A 16,754-nucleotide genomic window follows, 5' to 3' on the forward strand; every position below is an offset into this window, starting at 1 on the left:
CGATTCTATCAGCTTATCACTTGACCTTTATATCAAAATTGTATGCTTGTAATCTTTCTATATTCATGCTCTAGTATGGAATACAGATAGGAGTCATGCCATGTGCCTTTGTGCCACTTGTGCTCCCGCAAATGGCCTTCATAGTGCATGCCGATTTTTTGCATCACTTTGGCTGAACCGATATTGTCCGGCCGGCAGGTGGCGTAGATCCGGTGGAGGCCGAGTGTACTGAAGCCAAGCTCAAGCAGCGCTGCTGCAGCCTCGCTCGTATACCCTTGCTTCCAGAATAGCGGGTTGAAGCAGTAGCCGATTTCCCCCTGCCGGTGCTCAGTGAGATAAAGGCCGCAGCCGCCCAGCAGCTGACCGGTGTCCCGCAGCACTACTGCAAATTCATAGCCGCGGCGCGGAGACTCATTCTGAAGCTCTATCACCGTGCTGATATAATCTCTTGTCTCCGCTTCCGTGTTCGGTCCCCAGATCATATATCTGGCTACCAGCGGATCTGATGCATACGCATGTACCTCCGGGAGATCTTCAGGCACGAATTCTCTTATCACTAAACGTTCCGTTTCCATCTGCATGGCCGGTTCACATCCTTTTGAATATCTGATTAACAGGCTTTGTAATATTCTCTCAGAAATATAAAAAGGCCACAATGACAAGCATTGCGGCGGGATACAATATTATTGAGGCATCGTCATTATTTCCGCCAGAAGGTGGAGCAGTCTGCTTTATCCAGAATATTAAAGTCAATTATTTCCTCAAGCAAGTCATAATCCACCGGGCTCCCCCATTTGATCCGCAGCAGCTGCTTCGTATGATCATAGCCTGCTTGTACGATTTTGTCCGAAAAACGATTGATTCCGGCAATTTCCGGGGCCACCGCCAAATGCTGTTTGGATACGCTGAAGCCAATTATAAAGGTACCGTGATCGGTGTACATAGGCTGATTCCAGGCCATCCTGGGCTCCAGACCAGGGAACTTCTCCGCGACCCAGCTCAATACTTCCTCCGTCCGGGTGCGGTGCTCAGGGTTATTAATTCCCTCCAGATACTCTGCAAAAACCTCCATATCAGCCCTCCAGTCTCTTTAGCAATCAGTTTAATTGGATATAACTATATCGGATACAGAAGGGTTAGTCAAAGCAACCGTCCCGTGTCAAAAGCAGACTTTAATAAAGGCTCAGTTCAAATCCTTGCTCTTGACCGTAAAGCCGCGCACCTTCATCCACTTACCGCCAACTGCCTCATCGACCGATCCGTTTTTGGTCCGGACACAGAATTTATGCGATGTCCCGCGGTCAAAGCCGGTTGCCTCATAGAGCAGATCATCGCCAGCCTGCCCTTTAAAATACACTTGCTTCAAGCCAAGCCGGCTTAACAGCTCCTGCTTTACACTTTCGATATATACCCTTGAATATTCTTTGGACATGCTTCTTCCTCCCGGGATGTTCATTCAATTAATTCTTTTATAAATAGTTATACCAGTCCGGAGATATTCCATACAACCTGTCCATAAAGGAAATGAGCTCTCCGTTCAATCATCCCCGTCACTGAACAGCTCCCGCAACACCGCTTTGCGGTTCTCCAGAAATTGTCTTGTAATAATGTAGTGCAATGTGTCTTCGTACCGGATCTCCGAGGCTGGCTGGCTGTCAAAATTGAGAATCTGCGCATCCGGGTAGCCAAGCAGAATCGGTGAGTGGGTGGCAATGATAAACTGCGCTTCCTTCTCCAGATCCTTGATGATACGCATCAGTGAGAGCTGGCGGGCGGGTGAGAGTGCTGCTTCGGGCTCGTCCAGCAGATAGAGGGCTTTTTTGCCAAAACGGTTGTTGAACAGGGACAAAAATGCCTCACCATGCGACTGCTTATGCAGCGACTGCCCTCCGTAATACCGCAGGCTCTCAGGCATTGTATCCAGATGGGAGGCAAAATGGTAAAAGGTCTCGGCCCGCAGAAAAAATCCGTTCGTGATCTTCGGCAGCCAGGACAGCCGGATGTGATCGCCAAGCGCGGAATGGGCAGCATCTACCTCATAGGTATTGTTCCGTCCGCCGCCTGCCGTATTGAAGCCGCACTGATAAGCAATCGCCTCCAGCAGGGTGGATTTGCCCGACCCGTTTTCTCCCACCAGAAACGTAACATTGGTCTTGAATTCAACGGTATGCAGCTGCTTCAGTGCCGGTATAGAAAAAGGGTATCTCCCCGGATCATGGACATTTTGGAGCAGCAGCTCCAGTCTTCGCAGGAACATGTTATCATCTCCAGCCTCTTTTGGTAGTAAAATAATCTGTCCGTTCAGTCCCCGCCGGTTGCTTCATAATACAGCCCATCCTGCTCCTTAACGAGCACGCCATCCTTTATAAGACTCATGGACGCAATATCCTTACTGGCCGGATAGCTCATCAGCGCCTTGGTCACTGCTTCCCGGTTCTGGTTCGTGCTGACCTGATACACCAGGATTGAATCATCTTCACTCTGCAAAATAAGATCGTACATCCGGAAACCGGCCTTTTCAGCTTTATTAAGCACCGGATGCTCCGTCATCGTCTGCAGATCCATCCAGGACATCTCGGAACGGTGAATACCTGATCCGTAAGAGTAAGCATACACAAGATCCCCGGCTCCGTCACCATTCACATCATACGGTACAACACTCGTTACCCCGCTGCCGCCAAAGCAGATACCGAGCACCGCAGCTTTTTCGTCCGCGACCACATAGGTCTCCAGACTGCCGCTATTCTTGAACAGCTGATGACCCGTCTCCTCCCATACATCATCCGGAGTAATTTCAGCCAGTTGGCCTGTTTTTGCAGATGAGTTCCCCTTCTGTTCCACTGACTCTTGGATAATCGTCTCCGCTTCCTGTGCGGACAGCTTAGCGGGCTTGGCATCTGTTGTACATGCAGTGAGCAATAAGCCGCCTGCCGCCAGACACGCACCTAATCCTGCAAAGGATTTTACAATCATCATACTCTCACCTTCCTGATGTCTTTATTGAACCAGTGAACATACCCGCAGCGGTCACAGATCAGAATATTAGCCGAACGGTTGGCGAAATCCAGATTCAAAAAGCTTAATAAAGCCGTGTTCAGCTGGGCATAGCCATGGTCAAACCGGTCATGCCGGCAATGAACGCAGATGACACGCAGGCCGTTCACCTCATAGGGTGCCGGACCCCGCAGCTCCTTAATATTTTTGGAAAATAGTTTAAAAAATCTCTTAGCGCCGTTTGCCACTATACAGTCCTCCTGTCAGTACGCTTTTGTGTTTATACGTCCCCTTAATTTGGAAGTTTCGCCAAAAGAGCCAGTTCAGCGGCTGTATAGTTGCTTACTAGTGTCTTGCAATACAACTAGTAACCCTTTATTCTAAAGCTTATTGTTTATCATGCGGGGAGGCTTTTCTGTGAATACGATTCCATATTATATTGTAGATGTTTTTGGTGAAAAGAGGTATGCCGGCAATCAGCTGGCTGTGTTCCGCCATACCGCTGATCTGCCGCAGGAGCTGCTGCAGACGATCGCCAGGGAGATTAATTTTGCTGAAACCACGTTTATCGAGTCGGACGAGCGGGTTAACGGCGGCTATAATGTGCGGATTTTTACACCGGATACTGAGGTTCCGTTTGCAGGGCATCCGACGCTCGGGACAGCGTGTATTATTCAGCAGGAGATTGAACGGGGACTTGAACAGGATACCGGCAGCACTATTACTCTTAATCTTGGCGTCGGGCAAATTCCCGTTACTGCTGCAGGCCGGCATGAGCTGTGGATGAAGCAGAAGCCGCCGCAATTCGGGCGTACGGTTGACCCGGCTGTGATTGCAGGAATACTGGGCCTTGACGCCGGAGAGCTTGAGCCGGATTTGCCTGTACAGGAGGTATCCACCGGTCTTGCTTCGATTATTGTGCCGCTTCGCTCCATGGAGGCTGTGAATGCTTGCCGGATTAACCATGCAGCCTTTGAGGCTTTTTTGGCAAAAGCGTTCCGCGCGAACATCCTTGTCTTCTGCAAAGAGACGGTTCAGGCGGATCATGATCTTCATGTTCGTGTGTTCTGTGAGGATTCCGGATTTCCCGAAGATGCAGCCACAGGAAGTGCAAACGGGAACCTGGCGGGCTATTTACTGAAATATAATTACCTGGGCAGCAGTGAGCTCCAGTACCGTGTTGAACAGGGGTACAAGATCGGCAGACCCTCTCTGATTCAAGTCAAGGCCTCATTAAAAGACAGCTCGTATGACATCAACGTCGGAGGACAGGTGCATCCGGTTGCCCGGGGCGAATGGCTCATAGACTAAAAGAACAGCCGCAAGGATTCCTGTACAGGAGTTCTTGCGGCTGTTTTTCTTTTATCTAAGCAAAGGTTTGTTATAGCCCTTATCCTCATAAGGCTGCAGCTTGTCGAGCCATTGCTTCAGCATCTGCTTGCATTCCCATTTGATATCGGTAATTTCTTCCGCCTCTTTCTGTTCCAGCACTTCATAGGTGAAGCTGTCCGCACCAAGCTCCTTCCAGTCCTTCTGCAGGCCTGCATTGGCGAACCTCCCCATATCCAGCTGCATCTGCAGGGTGAACCATTTGTTCTTGAGATTGGAGAAGGTGTCTACATAGATTTTGCCGTTAACCTTATTGGTGATCTGAACGGCCCCCATGTAGGTCTTGATCTGTTTGAATTCTTCCTGCAGCTCCTTGCGCTTGCTTTTGTCCACTTCTATTTCCCCTTTCATTGCTTAGCCTTGAGCCTATGCTTAATAGCCCATTTCCTTCAGCACCCGTGAAAGCACGCTAAGCCGCTCGCCGATCATTTCGCCGTCTTCGCCAAGTGCCTGGGCAAACAGCTTGATATCATTGCCGATCATCGGGTTGTCGGTGCAGACCGCTACATTCATGGCATCCCCCTGCAGTCCGATGCGGTCAATCTGCGGGTTCTCGGGATCATACATATCGGGCAGCCGGTAAGCATCCTGAAAATACAGGCTGCTTCTGCAGATCAGGATCGCCAGATCCAGCACCCGGTGCATCGGCAGCTCCTCTGACTGTCTGGACCACTTCTCTCCCGTATGTCTCCACACCTTCGCTGAAATATCGACCTTGCCCCGGTCATTCCACTGGGCCAGACCCAGGGACAAGCCCTGGGCGTCAGTATTACCGGCATACCGGCCGTCTACCTGCTCATAATTTTCGGACACGATTACGGGTTTATGCTTGAGGGTTGTAGGTATTTTCATATTGGCACGCTCCATTCAAATTGAATTCAATGATCTCTGATTCGATGGTTTATTGATTCAGTGACTTAGTGATTTTGTCGTTTGTTGCATAGTAATTAGTGATTTAGTAATTAGTGGCTTGGTACTTATTAGCTTAGTGACTTAGTCCTAAATGATTTAGTAGCTTGGTAGCCTGGTGCTTAGGAACTTTGGAACTTTGGAACTTTGGAACTTTGGAACTTTGGAACTTAGAGTATAGTAATTTATTGGAAGAGACTTAATGATTATTTAGTAATTTACTAAATTACTAATTTACTAAATCACTAAATTCAGTTTCATGATACCCTCCAATCCAGCATCTGTCAATCAATATGCAAAAAAAGGAACGTCCACAGGCAAAAGTCTGTAGAACATTCCTTAGTTGAAGCTGCCCTTCATTTTGCTCATTTCGCCTCATTCGCCGAAATCAAAGGCATTTTTGCTCTTCATTTCGCTCATTTCGCCTCATTCGCCGAAATCAAAGGCATTTTTGCCCTTCATTTCGCTCATTTTGTCTCATCCGCCGAAATCAGAGGCATTTTTGCCCTTCATTTCGCTCATTTCGCCTCATCCGCCGAAATCAAAGGCATTTTTGCCCTTCATTTCGCTCATTTCGCCTCATTCGCCGAAATCAAAGGCATTTTTGCTCTTCATTTCGCTCATTTCGCCTCATCCGCCGAAATCAGAGGCATTTTTGCCCTTCATTTCGCTCATTTCGCCTCATTCGCCGAAATCAAAGGCATTTTTGCTCTTCATTTTGCTCATTTTGTCTCATCCGCCGAAATCAGAGGCATTTTTGCCCTTCATTTTGCTCATTTCGCCTCATCCGCCGAAATCAAAGGCATTTTTGCCCTTCATTTCGCTCATTTATCCTCATCCGCCGAAATCAAAGGCATTTTTACCCTTCATTTCGCTTCATTTGCCTCATCCGCCGAAATCAGAGGCATTTTTGCCCTTCATTTCGCTTCATTTGCCTCATCCGCCGAAATCAGAGGCATTTTTGCCCTTCATTTTGCTCATTTCGCCTCATCCGCCGAAATCAAAGGCATTTTTGCCCTTCATTTTGCTCATTTCGCCTCATCCGCCGAAATCAAAGGCATTTTTGCCCTTCATTTCGGGCGGGCTATAGCGGCAGAGCGTTGATCCAGCGCTGCAATTGCAGACCGATCAGCTGCGGATTTTCTTCCGTCAGATGGTGGAAACCGTTCCCTATTGAGCACAGGGTTAGATTACTCAGATGCTCCCTGCACCAGTTCAACTGAGGTTCGCGGATTGTGCAGCCCGGCTCGGCAAAAAAGAGCAGCTTAGGCACATCAGAGCCGGTGAACCAGCGGTTACGGCTCTCAACCGCCTGCACAACCTCCTGCGGTTGCCCGGCAACCGGAATCTGGCCCGGAAATACCCACATCGGCCGCCGCGCCTCCGGGTTGCGGAATGGCTCCCGGTAATATTCATGTTCCTCAGCACTCAGCTTCCGGTTAAAGATGATGTTTGGCATACCCTCGACAAATACGCTGTTGTCACGCATAAACGGCCAGCCCTGCCCGGGATCACGCAGCAGCTGGAACAGCTCCGCCGACTCAGCCGGCGTAAATTCCTCCCAGGATGGCGTCGGATATAAAGCCTGCGGCTCCAGCATCGCCACTGCCCGCACATTACCGGGATTAGCTGCCGCATATTCCAGCCCCACCGCCATCCCCCAGTCATGGCCGACCAGCACCGGATTGATCAGACCCAGCTGTTCAATGAACGAGCTGATATATTCTGCATGCTCCGCCAGCGTACAGCCGTGCTCCAGCTTGTCCGATTTGCCCATCCCCGGCAGATCAACCGCAATACAGCGCACATATGGCGTCAGATACGGAATGATATTGCGGTACATATAACTCCAGGTGGGATTGCCATGCAGCAAAAGCACAGGCGGCCCCCCGCCCTCATCCACATAGTGCAGGCGCAGCCCGTTCACCGCAAGATAACGGGGAGTGTATGGAAAATCCGTGTACACCGGAAGAGATTCAGGCTGATTCATATCCATAGCATAGACAGCTCCTTTTCCGTAAACAGGTTTTGTACATCAATTGCACTTAGTATAGCAAAAAAGGCAACCCTCCACTCAGGGAGGATTGCCTGCAAGATCATCTATTTACGTACGGCGCATATAAGCGCGGACGGTGATCGGTGCAAAGACCGCCACAATAACTGCGGCGCCAACCAGCGAATATACGAGGTCGGACCCTGCAGTGCCTGCATTGGTCAAATTACGGACAGCGGTGACGAGATGGGAGATCGGATTGATTTTGACAAACCACTGCAGCCAGTCAGGCATGGTGTCTGCAGGTACAAAAGCGTTAGACATGAAGGTCAGCGGGAACAGTACAATCATCGAAATACCCTGTACACTGGAAGCCGTGCGTGCAATAACACCGAAGAAGGCAAAAATCCAGCTGATCGCCCAGGAGCAGCCGATGACCAGTAATGCCGCAAGAACTACAGAGCCCAGGCCGCCTTCCGGGCGGTAGCCCATCAGGTACCCCATTGTAAAGGTCAGTACAGTAGCAATCGTATAGCGGACAGTATCAGCCAGGAGCGCACCGGCAAGCGGAGCGATACGGGAGATCGGCAGTGACTTGAAACGGTCGAACACCCCTTTTTCCATATCCTCACGCAGCTGCACGCCGGTTACGATCGAGGTGGTAATCACCGTCTGCACCAGGATCCCCGGGATAATGACCGGCAGATAGCTGACCACATCCCCCGAGATCGCCCCGCCGAAGATATAGGTGAACATCAGAGTGAAAATAATCGGCTGCAGCGTAACATCGAACAGCTGCTCAGGTGTGCGCTTGATTTTGAGCAGCCCCCGGTAAGCCATAGTCAGGGAGTTGCGGACCGACTGGCCGAGGCTGGAACGATTTTTTAATTGGCGTTCTGCGCCCGGTTTAATGAATGTACTCATATTGCTGCCCCTCCGTTTTAGCTGTTTTATTTGCCGCCTGTGCTGCATGATCCGCTGCCCCGCGGCCGGTCAGTGACAAGAACACTTCGTCAAGGGTTGGCTTCTGCACGCTCATCTCCGACAAAGGAACCCCTGCTTCACGAAGAGCAATGAGCAGATCGGTCACGGCATCCGCATTGCCCATCGGAGCTGTAATGGTTGCCGCTTCCGCTGAAATGGCAGTCTGTACGCGGAGTACACGCTCCACCGTCTGCCGGGCCAGCTGGATCTGCTGCGGATTCTGGACTCTGAGATGCAGCGACGAGCTGCCGATCGAGGATTTCAGATTATCGACGGTGCCTTCGGCAACGACCCTACCATGATCGATTACGGCAATCCGGTCAGCCAGCTGATCCGCTTCCTCCAGATACTGTGTGGTCAGCAGGACGGTGGACCCTGAACCTACCAGACGGCGGATCGTATCCCACATCTGGTTGCGAGTCCGCGGATCAAGCCCGGTGGTCGGCTCATCCAGAAAAATCAGCGGCGGCTGCGCGATCAGGCTTGCCGCCAGATCCAGGCGCCGGCGCATCCCGCCGGAGAAATTCTTCAGCGGCCGCCTGGCTGCTTCACTCAGCCCGAATTCATCCAGCAGGTCTGCTGCCTTGCGTTTGGCTTCGGCACGCCCGAGTCCAAGCAGACGCGAGAAAATCACCAGATTCTCGGTGGCGCTGAGCGATTCGTCCACTGAGGCATACTGTCCGGTAACTCCGATCAGCTGCCGCACGATCTGCGGCTCCTTCACAACATCATGTCCGAAGATCCTGGCTGAGCCGCCGTCCGGTCTGAGCAGCGTAGCCAGCATACGGATCGCGGTTGTCTTACCCGCGCCGTTTGGCCCAAGCACCCCGTAGATGCTGCCGGTAGGCACTTTCAGATCCACGCCATCCACCGCGCGGTTGTCTCCAAATATTTTGACTAACCCCTGCGCTTCAATCGCTAACTCACCCTGCTGCCGGCCCTTATTTCCTTGCTGATTCATTTGCCTCTCCTCCTGCACTGCTAATATATAAGGATCTTAAATCCCTTATTTAAACTGAATGTAAACGTGTACGTATCCTTTCAGAACGTTCACTGCTGTCTCATTATACTCCGGCCCTCCGGCCCTGCTTAACGGTCTCCAAAACCATTTATATCTCCGCCTCCGGATGTAGTGACACCACGGGGATTGTTGAATATACTAAATAGGTAACCAGTTACCTATTGGAGAAGGGGGATGATCTGATTGAATGAGAATGAACAACAAGCATACATTCTGGGGGCTTTACTCATGCTTGCCAACCGGATTCAGGCACTGGGCGATAAGCTCGATGCGCAAATGACGACGAAGCAGTGGCTGCTGATCGCTGTTATTTTGAAAAGCGGCACTGCTGCCCCTGCCTTGACCGATCTCGCGGCGATGACCGGAAGCTCCAGGCAGAATGTCAAGAAGATGGCGCTAATACTGGAGAAGCAAGGCTTGGTGGAGCTTGCCAAGGATGTACAGGATGCAAGGATTATCCGTGTGCGGCTGACTGAGAAATGTATGGTTTATTTTGCGGGAAGAAGCACGAAAGAGGAGAAGTTCATGTCAGAATTATTCAATGGTTTCGACGGGGAATTGACGGGCGGGCTGTTCAGCGGATTAGCCGGGCTGAGCCGGAATGTCATCCGGATGGAAGCCGGTTCTCCGGCTGATGAAAAGGAGTAGATCGTTCATGATTGTGCTGACTGTTACTATAATCTGTTTTGCGGCTGCTGTCCTTATCTTCTGGCGGATTCCCTACTCAGGAGCCAAAGCCCGATTTCAGAAGCTGTCCACCAGCCTGCTATCAGTTGAATCGGCTTCAAATACTGCTTTCACCGAAGAGGATTGGACGCCGCTCCCGCCTCCGGTACGGAGGTATTTTGAAACGGCAGGCTTTACCGGCTACCCGAAGATGTCCCTAATGCAAGCTGAATTCCGCAATGTTAAGTTTAGCCTGGGTCCCGGCAAATCTCCAATTACTATCGATTACACCCAGTACAACTTTGTCCGGCAGACGGACAGAATTGCTTTTATCGACACTGCACTGTACGGCATTCCCTTTCAGGGACTGGATTCTTATGTGGATGGTAAGGGAGCCATGAAGGGGGTCCTGGGCAAGCTGATTCCCCTGTTCGATCAGCAGGGGGCTGAAATGGATCAGGCCTGTCTGGTCACCTTTCTCTCAGAAGCTTTGCTGCTGCCTAGCGCTGCGCTCCAACGCTATGTCACCTGGAGGCCGATTGATGATCTGCACGCCGAAGCGACGATTTCCCGTTACGGCAGCACGGCCAGTGGTATCTTCAGCTTCCGGGAGAATGGCGAATGCCAGTCCTTTACTACAAATGACCGTACCGCTGTCGGAATGGACGGCTCCAGGCAACAGGTGCGCTGGAGCGCGTATATGGAAGACTACAGCGTTATTGGCGGCATCCGCCAGCCCAACCGGCTTAGAGCCGTATGGCATTATGATGAGGGTGATCTTGTCTATTTTGACAGCGATAATTTGCACTTAGAGTACCGCTAGGCATACCCCCGGCAGTCTACACGTAATCCTTCACCTTGCACAGCCACACCATATGCGGATTGCCGGGCCCCCAGTAGTCCTGGGCGGTTACATAAGGCTCGCCGAACTTCTTCAGCCATCTCTGCTGAGCGCGCTTATAGCCACTGTCCAGACAGAACTGCTCTACACCCTGTCCGTCCAGCCATTCTGCCATGCTGCGGATCAGCGCTGAGCCGATTCCCCGGTTCTGCAACTGCGGAAGTACATATAAGCTGCCCAGCTCACCTACATCGTTCAGCCGGCCGCCGGTGCAAATCCGGACTTCTTCACCGCAGGGCCCGAAGGATATCGTACCTGCTGCTTCACCGTTCAGCCTGGCCAGCAGCAGAAAAGTGTCCGGATTGGCACGGGTAAGCGCAGCCTGGACCAGATGATTTTTACCGTCGATCTCCTGGGCCATATCCTCCCGCAGATCCCCTAGCCCTTCCTGTTCAAAGGCATCCGTAATCGAAATCTCAAAAATCCGTGCAGCCGCTCCCCTGTCCCCGGCGGTTAGCTTGCTTATGGTCAGCTCATTATCCATTCTTTTCGACACCTCAGATGCAGATTAAGCATGTGCTTAAGCCTAGTGTACACAAATTCTCCCGGATTGTCGCCGGATTCTAGGTTCAGCCAGCCTTAACTTTGGCCGTTCTGAGCTACAAGCTCATCCCAGACCGGAGTTGCCATCCCCGCCTGCTGCTTAAGCCGCTCAAAAGCACTGTTAAGCGCCGTAAGCTCATGCACCGAGCCATCGATCATCCGGGCGACCGGAAGGCTGTGATACAGCTTGAGGAACAGATACATAAGCCTGCGGTAGGAACGGACAGCCTTTACCTGGCCTGCAGGGACTACCGTATATCCCAGTGTCTCAAGCACACTGAAGCCTTCATCCATCGCCGTGATGATCTGCTGCAGCAGCTTTTTGTTCCGCGCTAGCTTTTTGAAGTCACCCTTAACCGCAAATGTAGCGAAATTCATCGGCAGAATCGTGATGATATGACTTTTTAGCCACGTATCAATATCCTCAAGGAAGCTCAGTTTATATTTGGTATGTTCAAAGGTCTTGGTCAGCACGTCCTGAAACGGAACCTGTCCGTTCAGCGCCCCAAGCACCATCTGCCCGCCTGCGCGGACGGAGATCATGCGGTCCTTCTCCCGCCGTCCGCCGCTCAGCTGAAATCCGAACGCTATATTTTTCTTATTTCCGCTAAGCTCATCCAGGATTCTCTGCGTATCATGCGCCTCCGGATTATTGCCCACCAGGACAATATTGCTGCTGGCATTCGCTGCAAGCACCGGCAGAACAGCCGGAAAGTCATTGCATTTCATCACGACAAAAATCAGATCATAATGCTCCTCAGGCAGAAGCGTGCTGATTACCTTCACCGGGTCAGTGGTCGTCTTAAGCTGAAAATAGTGGCGGATAACCAGTCCGTCCCGCTTCAGCTCCTCCGCCCGGCTGCCTCTCGCCAATATGGTTACATCATTTCCGCCTTGGATCAGCACATGCGCCAGATAGCTGCCGAGCACCCCTGCACCATAAACCAATGTTTTCATCGTAATCTCCTCTTTTTCGAACAAATGTTGTTTTTCAATCATTTGTCCAATATAATTCAGCTTATCCTTCTATACAATTGTTAAATTCGGCGTAATTGTCGGTTACCCGACAGAACGAACGTAAATGTCCGATAACTTTTTAAATAAGCAGAATCAAAGGAGCATTCGCGCATGGACAGACGAGTCCGGAAAAGCCAGGAATCCATCATGGAGGCCCTGATCAGCCTGATGGCGGAAAAAGAATTCGAGAAGATAACGATCAATGAAATTGCGGAACGTGCAGACGTCAACCGCGGAACGGTCTATGCCCATTACACAGACAAATACCACCTGCTGGAGTTATGCATTGAGACTCATCTGGATCAGCTTATTGCAAGCTGTATGCCTCTGGAAGGGCTTAATGAACCTGCATATCCGACAAAAGACTCCCTGCTGCGTGTATTCACTATGCTGGAGAAGCATACCGCGTTCTACACCACCCTGCTGACAAGCAAGGGGGTGCCCGCCCTGCGCAGCCGCCTGCTTGAGATGATCTGTCTGGGTATCAGGCAGCAATTTGCGGAGGAGCAATTCCCCGCCGGAGTGGATCAGGAGGTACGGATTCAATTTATGGCTTCCGCGACTGTTGGAGTGATCGAATGGTGGTTCACGAACCCCGTGTCCTATTCTGCCGAAGACATTACCGGGCAGCTGTGGGCGATGCTGGAGCAGAATCAGATGCTGCCCGGCAAACAGCTTGTCTGAGGATGAAGCCCGCAAGCTGCAATAATGTACTATAGACCGCCCCGTGTTCCGTTGTACGATTCATGTTGACTGTTGACTACACATCAGGAGGTCCTCATGAATCTTACCGCTTTTCTTGTATACTGTGTCGTTGTCACCTTTACTCCGGGACCGACCAATATTGTCATCCTCTCCACTGTCCAGCACAACAGCCTGAAGCAGGCCATGAAGTATGTATGGGGCGCAACACTGGCCTTCGGCCTGCTGCTTGCCGCTTCCGCCCTGCTGAACCGGATGCTTGCCGGCGTGCTGCCCGGTGTTCTCAGCGTAATGCAGGTCATTGGGAGCCTGTATATGCTATATCTGGCCGTTCAGATTTACCGGATGAACACAGCGGAAGCACGGAAGCACTATACATCCAGCTTTGCCTCCGGCCTGCTGATGCAGTTTATCAACCCTAAGGTGATCCTGTTCACGCTTACTGTAATCCCAGGCTATGTGCTGCCCTATTATAGTTCAGCTCTTCCTTTGACCGTCTTTGTCATTGTTATAACCGGAATCGGATTTTTGGCTTTTATGGCCTGGCTCGTATTCGGAACGGTGTTCAGAGCCTTTCTGCAGGCTCACCGGCGGACGGCGAACACGGTAATGGCGCTGTTTATGATATACTCTGCTGTAATGGTTTCGGGGATATTTTAACGAAGGGAGGCGGAAGCTGTGGAGCAGTTTATTTACAAAAAATCACAGGATGTTCTGGCCTTATCCGCAAGCATGAGTGACTTTACGTACAAAAAACACTGCCACGAGGAATATGCAATCGGTGTTACCCTGCGCGGCATCCAGCAGTATCAGCTCGGCGGCAGCTTCCAGTCCTCACACCAGGGTGGTGTCATGCTGTTTAACCGTGAGCAGTATCATGACGGCAGCTCCTATGACCGGGACGGGATTGACTATATCATGCTCTATCTCCGGCCGGAGCTCGTATCTGAGGTGCTGGGCGGCAGGGAGCTGCGCTTTGATACACCGATTGTGTATGACCGCGGGCTGTCCCGGCAGATTTGCGCTCTTTCCGGTGCGGTCCAGTCCGACCGGGGGGATGCTTTATCCGCTGAGCTGCTGCTCTCCCTCATTGAGCGCCTTGCCCGGACAGCTGCCGATACAGCCTCAAGCAGATCTGGAACAGATAACCGGTTTATCGGCCGGGCAAAAGAAATGATGCTGGGCAGCCTTGGCGATGTGCTCAAGCTGGATGAGCTGTGCCTTGCGTACGGCATGTCGAAGTTCCAGTTCATCCGCGGATTCAAGCAGCATGCCGGTATCTCCCCCTATCAGTTTTTTCTGAATTGCAAAGTCGAACATGCCAGGCGCTCCATCGAACGCACCAAAGATATTTACGCGGCAGTAGCAGACTACGGCTTCTACGATCTGACCCACCTGAACCGCCATTTCAAAAGCATGTTCGGCATCACAGCCTATGAATATATGTCTCAGCTTAGCTAAAACAGACAGAAGCTCCCGGGAACACTGGTTACCCGCAGGAGCTTCTGTCTGTTACACTTGGTTTTTCTTTTTAACCGGAATCCATATTTCGCTCCGGTACGCTGGAGAAGCCGTATCCTTACTTTCATTCCACAGGATTTCCGGCCCTTCCACCAGCTCATAATGAGAGGACGGGAACCATTCCGAGTAGATTCTGCCCCAAACATTCTGCAGCGTCTCGGGAAACGGGCCCACCGCTTCAAAGACTGCCCACGTTCCTGCAGCTACCTCCAGCTGTGCGAAGGTATCCGGGCATTCCAGCGTTGTAGCTACTCCGATATAGTGGTCCAGCTCCCCTTTCTCCTCCATCCGACCTTCTGAAAAGTTAACCGAGGCACTGATCATTCCCTGAGGCTTCATGTTGGAGAGTGCCTTGAGCCCGCTGATCAGCTCCATATTCAGGCTCTGCCACATGGCAGCAATCTCCGGGTTCACCCCTTCGAACACAATCGGCACCCTTTTGTGCAGACCTGCTATACGGAACGCTTCCTTTTCTTCAATCCGGTAATTCATTTCGTTTCCTCCTCTGACCGTTAATTGGAACGTCATCCGGGGAAAGGCCTTCAGCGGCTGTCCATTTAATCTGGCTTCTGAAGGGGTAACACCGTGAAACAGCTGAAACGCCTTGGTGAATGCATCCGGCGAGCTGTACCCGTAGGTTACGGCAATATCAATGATGCGGAGCGGGCTGTGCTGCAGTTCAAATGCGGCTAATGTAAGCCGTCTGCGGCGCACATATTCAGAGAGCGGAAGCCCTGCCAAAAAGGAGAACATCCGTTTAAAATGATACTCCGAGCACATGGCCAGCCTCGCAGCTTCCCTGTAATTGATTTCGCCCGCCAGCTGCTCCTCAATATAGCTTAACGCTTTGTTCATATCCTCCAGCAGATTCATGCGCCAGCCTCCTTTCCCTGACTCAAGAGTAACAAAAAGCTTCCGGTGCGCTCCGACAGTTCGTGCACAGGATTGACGGGTTCACTGCTCCCGTCATTGAACCGCAGCAGGTTCTCCCAGGGAAATGGTGTTCAGAATATCTATGAACTGCTGCTTGCTCTGCGGATCCTTATCCAGATTCGTAAAATCGAGAATATAGATCACTTTATCCTGTATCGAAACAACTCCGTAATATGTATTATGCGTTCCGGTTATGCCGGACGCAGCTGTGCCGTTATCGGCATCAAGAGTAATTAACCGGCAGTCTCCGGCTGAAAGCTGAATCGTTTCATCGTTAATTACAGAGCTGTGATTAGGCAGCGCATGCTTAAATTCATAGTTAGCCTCATAGGGACTTGAAGAGATTCTTCCAGCAGCCTCTCCCCGCTCATTTATCATCAGGTAATTTAGCTTGTCCCCTTTATCAAGCTCCCACCCGGAGGGCAGCTCAATAACAAGAGAAGACAAATCATAGGCAGGAAGGTCCGCGACTGCAGCAGCGGCTTCCTGGCTGTTGGCCTGGACATCTTCATCTGTTCCGCTGATAAAACATCCGGTAAGTGTAAGCAGCAAAGAAACGGTTATAAGTATTGTCTTACTTTTACTTGGCATTACGCTCTCATCCTCCACGGCTTGTTCAACTGATCCTGATCCCGTTATGTTCCCAAGCATTATAACTGATCATTTAGAAATATTATCCCATAGGAATTACTGCAGCGCAGCGGTAAATAGCGAAGATTAATAAACAATTGCTCGCCGTACCCTTAGGGACAACTTTCAGTTGCATTCTAATTAGATATACATATAATTAGATTATGTTCGAATATTGAGATATGGAGGAAACCAATAATGAGAAGTAAACTGGATAATTTCCTGGACAGTGACCGGAAGCTGCGCAGCTGGCCGGCCAAACGCGCCAATCAGACAATCGTCGTGGAGTATCTGAGCACGAATTTTTTGGAGAATGTGGAGTATACAGAAGCTGAGGTCAACGAGATCATAAAGAACAATCACACCTTCAACGATCACTGCTTCCTGAGAAGAGAGCTGGTGGAAAACCGGCTGCTGGGGAGAACCGGCGACGGGAGCAGGTACTGGAAGATCCCGCTGCCGGCAGACCAGGCCCGGACGGATTAGGCTTGGGCTTGTCACTCTGCTCCGCTTTCCGGCAAGACAAACCAGCCCCGCACAGCGCATCCTTT

General features: G+C 51.1%; 23 protein-coding genes. 8 read left to right on the forward strand and 15 right to left on the reverse strand.

Going from position 1 to position 16,754, the window contains the following annotated elements:
- Positions 1-32 precede the first annotated feature (32 nt).
- From AC4G46_RS20220 to AC4G46_RS20245, 6 genes are all read right to left on the reverse strand, one after another.
- Positions 33-581: a GNAT family N-acetyltransferase gene (locus AC4G46_RS20220; protein ID WP_491124288.1), complete on the reverse strand. Its 549-nt coding sequence runs from the start codon at positions 579-581 to the stop codon at positions 33-35.
- 119 nt (positions 582-700) lie between these two features.
- Entirely contained in the window at positions 701-1,072 is a 372-nt protein-coding gene (locus AC4G46_RS20225; RefSeq protein ID WP_491124289.1) for an iron chaperone, read from the reverse strand.
- 111 nt (positions 1,073-1,183) lie between these two features.
- Positions 1,184-1,432 carry a hypothetical protein gene (locus AC4G46_RS20230; protein WP_277469481.1) on the reverse strand — a complete coding sequence of 83 codons (249 nt, stop codon included), beginning with the start codon at positions 1,430-1,432 and terminating at the stop codon, positions 1,184-1,186.
- A 105-nt stretch (positions 1,433-1,537) separates the two neighbouring features.
- A complete protein-coding gene (locus AC4G46_RS20235) occupies positions 1,538-2,257 on the reverse strand; it encodes an AAA family ATPase (RefSeq protein ID WP_491124290.1) in 720 nt (239 codons plus the stop codon).
- A 44-nt stretch (positions 2,258-2,301) separates the two neighbouring features.
- Positions 2,302-2,976, reverse strand: coding sequence for a hypothetical protein (locus AC4G46_RS20240; protein WP_491124291.1), 675 nt, complete (start codon positions 2,974-2,976; stop codon positions 2,302-2,304).
- Positions 2,973-3,242, reverse strand: coding sequence for a hypothetical protein (locus AC4G46_RS20245; RefSeq protein ID WP_491124292.1), 270 nt, complete (start codon positions 3,240-3,242; stop codon positions 2,973-2,975). Before AC4G46_RS20245 ends, AC4G46_RS20240 begins: the two co-directional genes overlap by 4 nt.
- Positions 3,243-3,411: 169 nt before the next feature.
- Between AC4G46_RS20245 and AC4G46_RS20250 the strand changes: the two genes are divergently transcribed.
- Complete coding sequence (locus tag AC4G46_RS20250; protein WP_491124293.1) at positions 3,412-4,305, forward strand: PhzF family phenazine biosynthesis protein; 894 nt, start codon at positions 3,412-3,414, stop codon at positions 4,303-4,305.
- Positions 4,306-4,356: 51 nt separating this feature from the next.
- On the opposite strand, the gene AC4G46_RS20255 is transcribed toward AC4G46_RS20250, so the two are convergent.
- Complete coding sequence (locus tag AC4G46_RS20255) at positions 4,357-4,716, reverse strand: GIY-YIG nuclease family protein (protein WP_491124294.1); 360 nt, start codon at positions 4,714-4,716, stop codon at positions 4,357-4,359.
- A gap of 39 nt (positions 4,717-4,755) precedes the next feature.
- Positions 4,756-5,235, reverse strand: coding sequence for a DUF6530 family protein (locus AC4G46_RS20260; protein ID WP_491124295.1), 480 nt, complete (start codon positions 5,233-5,235; stop codon positions 4,756-4,758).
- A 400-nt stretch (positions 5,236-5,635) separates the two neighbouring features.
- On the opposite strand from AC4G46_RS20260, the gene AC4G46_RS20265 reads away from it, so the two are divergent.
- Positions 5,636-6,382, forward strand: a complete 747-nt coding sequence (locus AC4G46_RS20265) for a hypothetical protein (RefSeq protein WP_491124296.1) — start codon at positions 5,636-5,638, stop codon at positions 6,380-6,382.
- On the opposite strand, the gene AC4G46_RS20270 is transcribed toward AC4G46_RS20265, so the two are convergent.
- From AC4G46_RS20270 to AC4G46_RS20280, 3 genes are all read right to left on the reverse strand, one after another.
- Complete coding sequence (locus tag AC4G46_RS20270; protein ID WP_491124297.1) at positions 6,377-7,288, reverse strand: haloalkane dehalogenase; 912 nt, start codon at positions 7,286-7,288, stop codon at positions 6,377-6,379. The two genes, AC4G46_RS20265 and AC4G46_RS20270, sit on opposite strands and share 6 nt — an antisense overlap.
- 108 nt (positions 7,289-7,396) lie before the next feature.
- A complete protein-coding gene (locus tag AC4G46_RS20275; protein WP_491124298.1) occupies positions 7,397-8,209 on the reverse strand; it encodes an ABC transporter permease in 813 nt (270 codons plus the stop codon).
- On the reverse strand, positions 8,193-9,230 hold the full coding sequence (locus AC4G46_RS20280) for an ATP-binding cassette domain-containing protein (protein WP_491124299.1): 1,038 nt from the start codon (positions 9,228-9,230) through the stop codon (positions 8,193-8,195). Before AC4G46_RS20280 ends, AC4G46_RS20275 begins: the two co-directional genes overlap by 17 nt.
- Before the next feature lie 243 nt (positions 9,231-9,473).
- Between AC4G46_RS20280 and AC4G46_RS20285 the strand changes: the two genes are divergently transcribed.
- Positions 9,474-9,938 carry a MarR family winged helix-turn-helix transcriptional regulator gene (locus AC4G46_RS20285; protein ID WP_491124300.1) on the forward strand — a complete coding sequence of 155 codons (465 nt, stop codon included), beginning with the start codon at positions 9,474-9,476 and terminating at the stop codon, positions 9,936-9,938.
- A 7-nt stretch (positions 9,939-9,945) separates the two neighbouring features.
- Positions 9,946-10,779 (forward strand): DUF6544 family protein, encoded by an 834-nt coding sequence (locus AC4G46_RS20290; protein ID WP_491124301.1) that lies wholly within the window; start codon positions 9,946-9,948, stop codon positions 10,777-10,779.
- Between the two features lie 16 nt (positions 10,780-10,795).
- On the opposite strand, the gene AC4G46_RS20295 is transcribed toward AC4G46_RS20290, so the two are convergent.
- Positions 10,796-11,341, reverse strand: coding sequence for a GNAT family N-acetyltransferase (locus AC4G46_RS20295; RefSeq protein ID WP_491124302.1), 546 nt, complete (start codon positions 11,339-11,341; stop codon positions 10,796-10,798).
- Between the two features lie 95 nt (positions 11,342-11,436).
- A complete protein-coding gene (locus tag AC4G46_RS20300; protein WP_491124303.1) occupies positions 11,437-12,357 on the reverse strand; it encodes a ketopantoate reductase family protein in 921 nt (306 codons plus the stop codon).
- Between the two features lie 171 nt (positions 12,358-12,528).
- Between AC4G46_RS20300 and AC4G46_RS20305 the strand changes: the two genes are divergently transcribed.
- The 3 genes from AC4G46_RS20305 (at position 12,529) to AC4G46_RS20315 (ending at position 14,580) form a co-directional block, all read left to right on the forward strand.
- Complete coding sequence (locus AC4G46_RS20305; protein WP_491124304.1) at positions 12,529-13,101, forward strand: TetR/AcrR family transcriptional regulator; 573 nt, start codon at positions 12,529-12,531, stop codon at positions 13,099-13,101.
- Between the two features lie 96 nt (positions 13,102-13,197).
- Positions 13,198-13,779, forward strand: coding sequence for a LysE family translocator (locus AC4G46_RS20310; protein WP_491124305.1), 582 nt, complete (start codon positions 13,198-13,200; stop codon positions 13,777-13,779).
- Between the two features lie 18 nt (positions 13,780-13,797).
- Entirely contained in the window at positions 13,798-14,580 is a 783-nt protein-coding gene (locus AC4G46_RS20315; protein ID WP_491124306.1) for a helix-turn-helix transcriptional regulator, read from the forward strand.
- Between the two features lie 51 nt (positions 14,581-14,631).
- Here the strand turns inward: AC4G46_RS20315 and AC4G46_RS20320 are convergent, their stop codons facing one another.
- Both AC4G46_RS20320 and AC4G46_RS20325 read right to left on the reverse strand, forming a co-directional pair.
- Positions 14,632-15,513 (reverse strand): AraC family transcriptional regulator, encoded by an 882-nt coding sequence (locus AC4G46_RS20320; RefSeq protein WP_491124307.1) that lies wholly within the window; start codon positions 15,511-15,513, stop codon positions 14,632-14,634.
- A 93-nt stretch (positions 15,514-15,606) separates the two neighbouring features.
- Positions 15,607-16,164 carry a hypothetical protein gene (locus AC4G46_RS20325; protein WP_491124308.1) on the reverse strand — a complete coding sequence of 186 codons (558 nt, stop codon included), beginning with the start codon at positions 16,162-16,164 and terminating at the stop codon, positions 15,607-15,609.
- Positions 16,165-16,401: 237 nt separating this feature from the next.
- Between AC4G46_RS20325 and AC4G46_RS20330 the strand changes: the two genes are divergently transcribed.
- Positions 16,402-16,689, forward strand: a complete 288-nt coding sequence (locus AC4G46_RS20330) for a DUF2087 domain-containing protein (protein ID WP_491124309.1) — start codon at positions 16,402-16,404, stop codon at positions 16,687-16,689.
- Positions 16,690-16,754 lie beyond the last annotated feature (65 nt).

This window comes from Paenibacillus sp. fava2 (assembly GCF_058313675.1).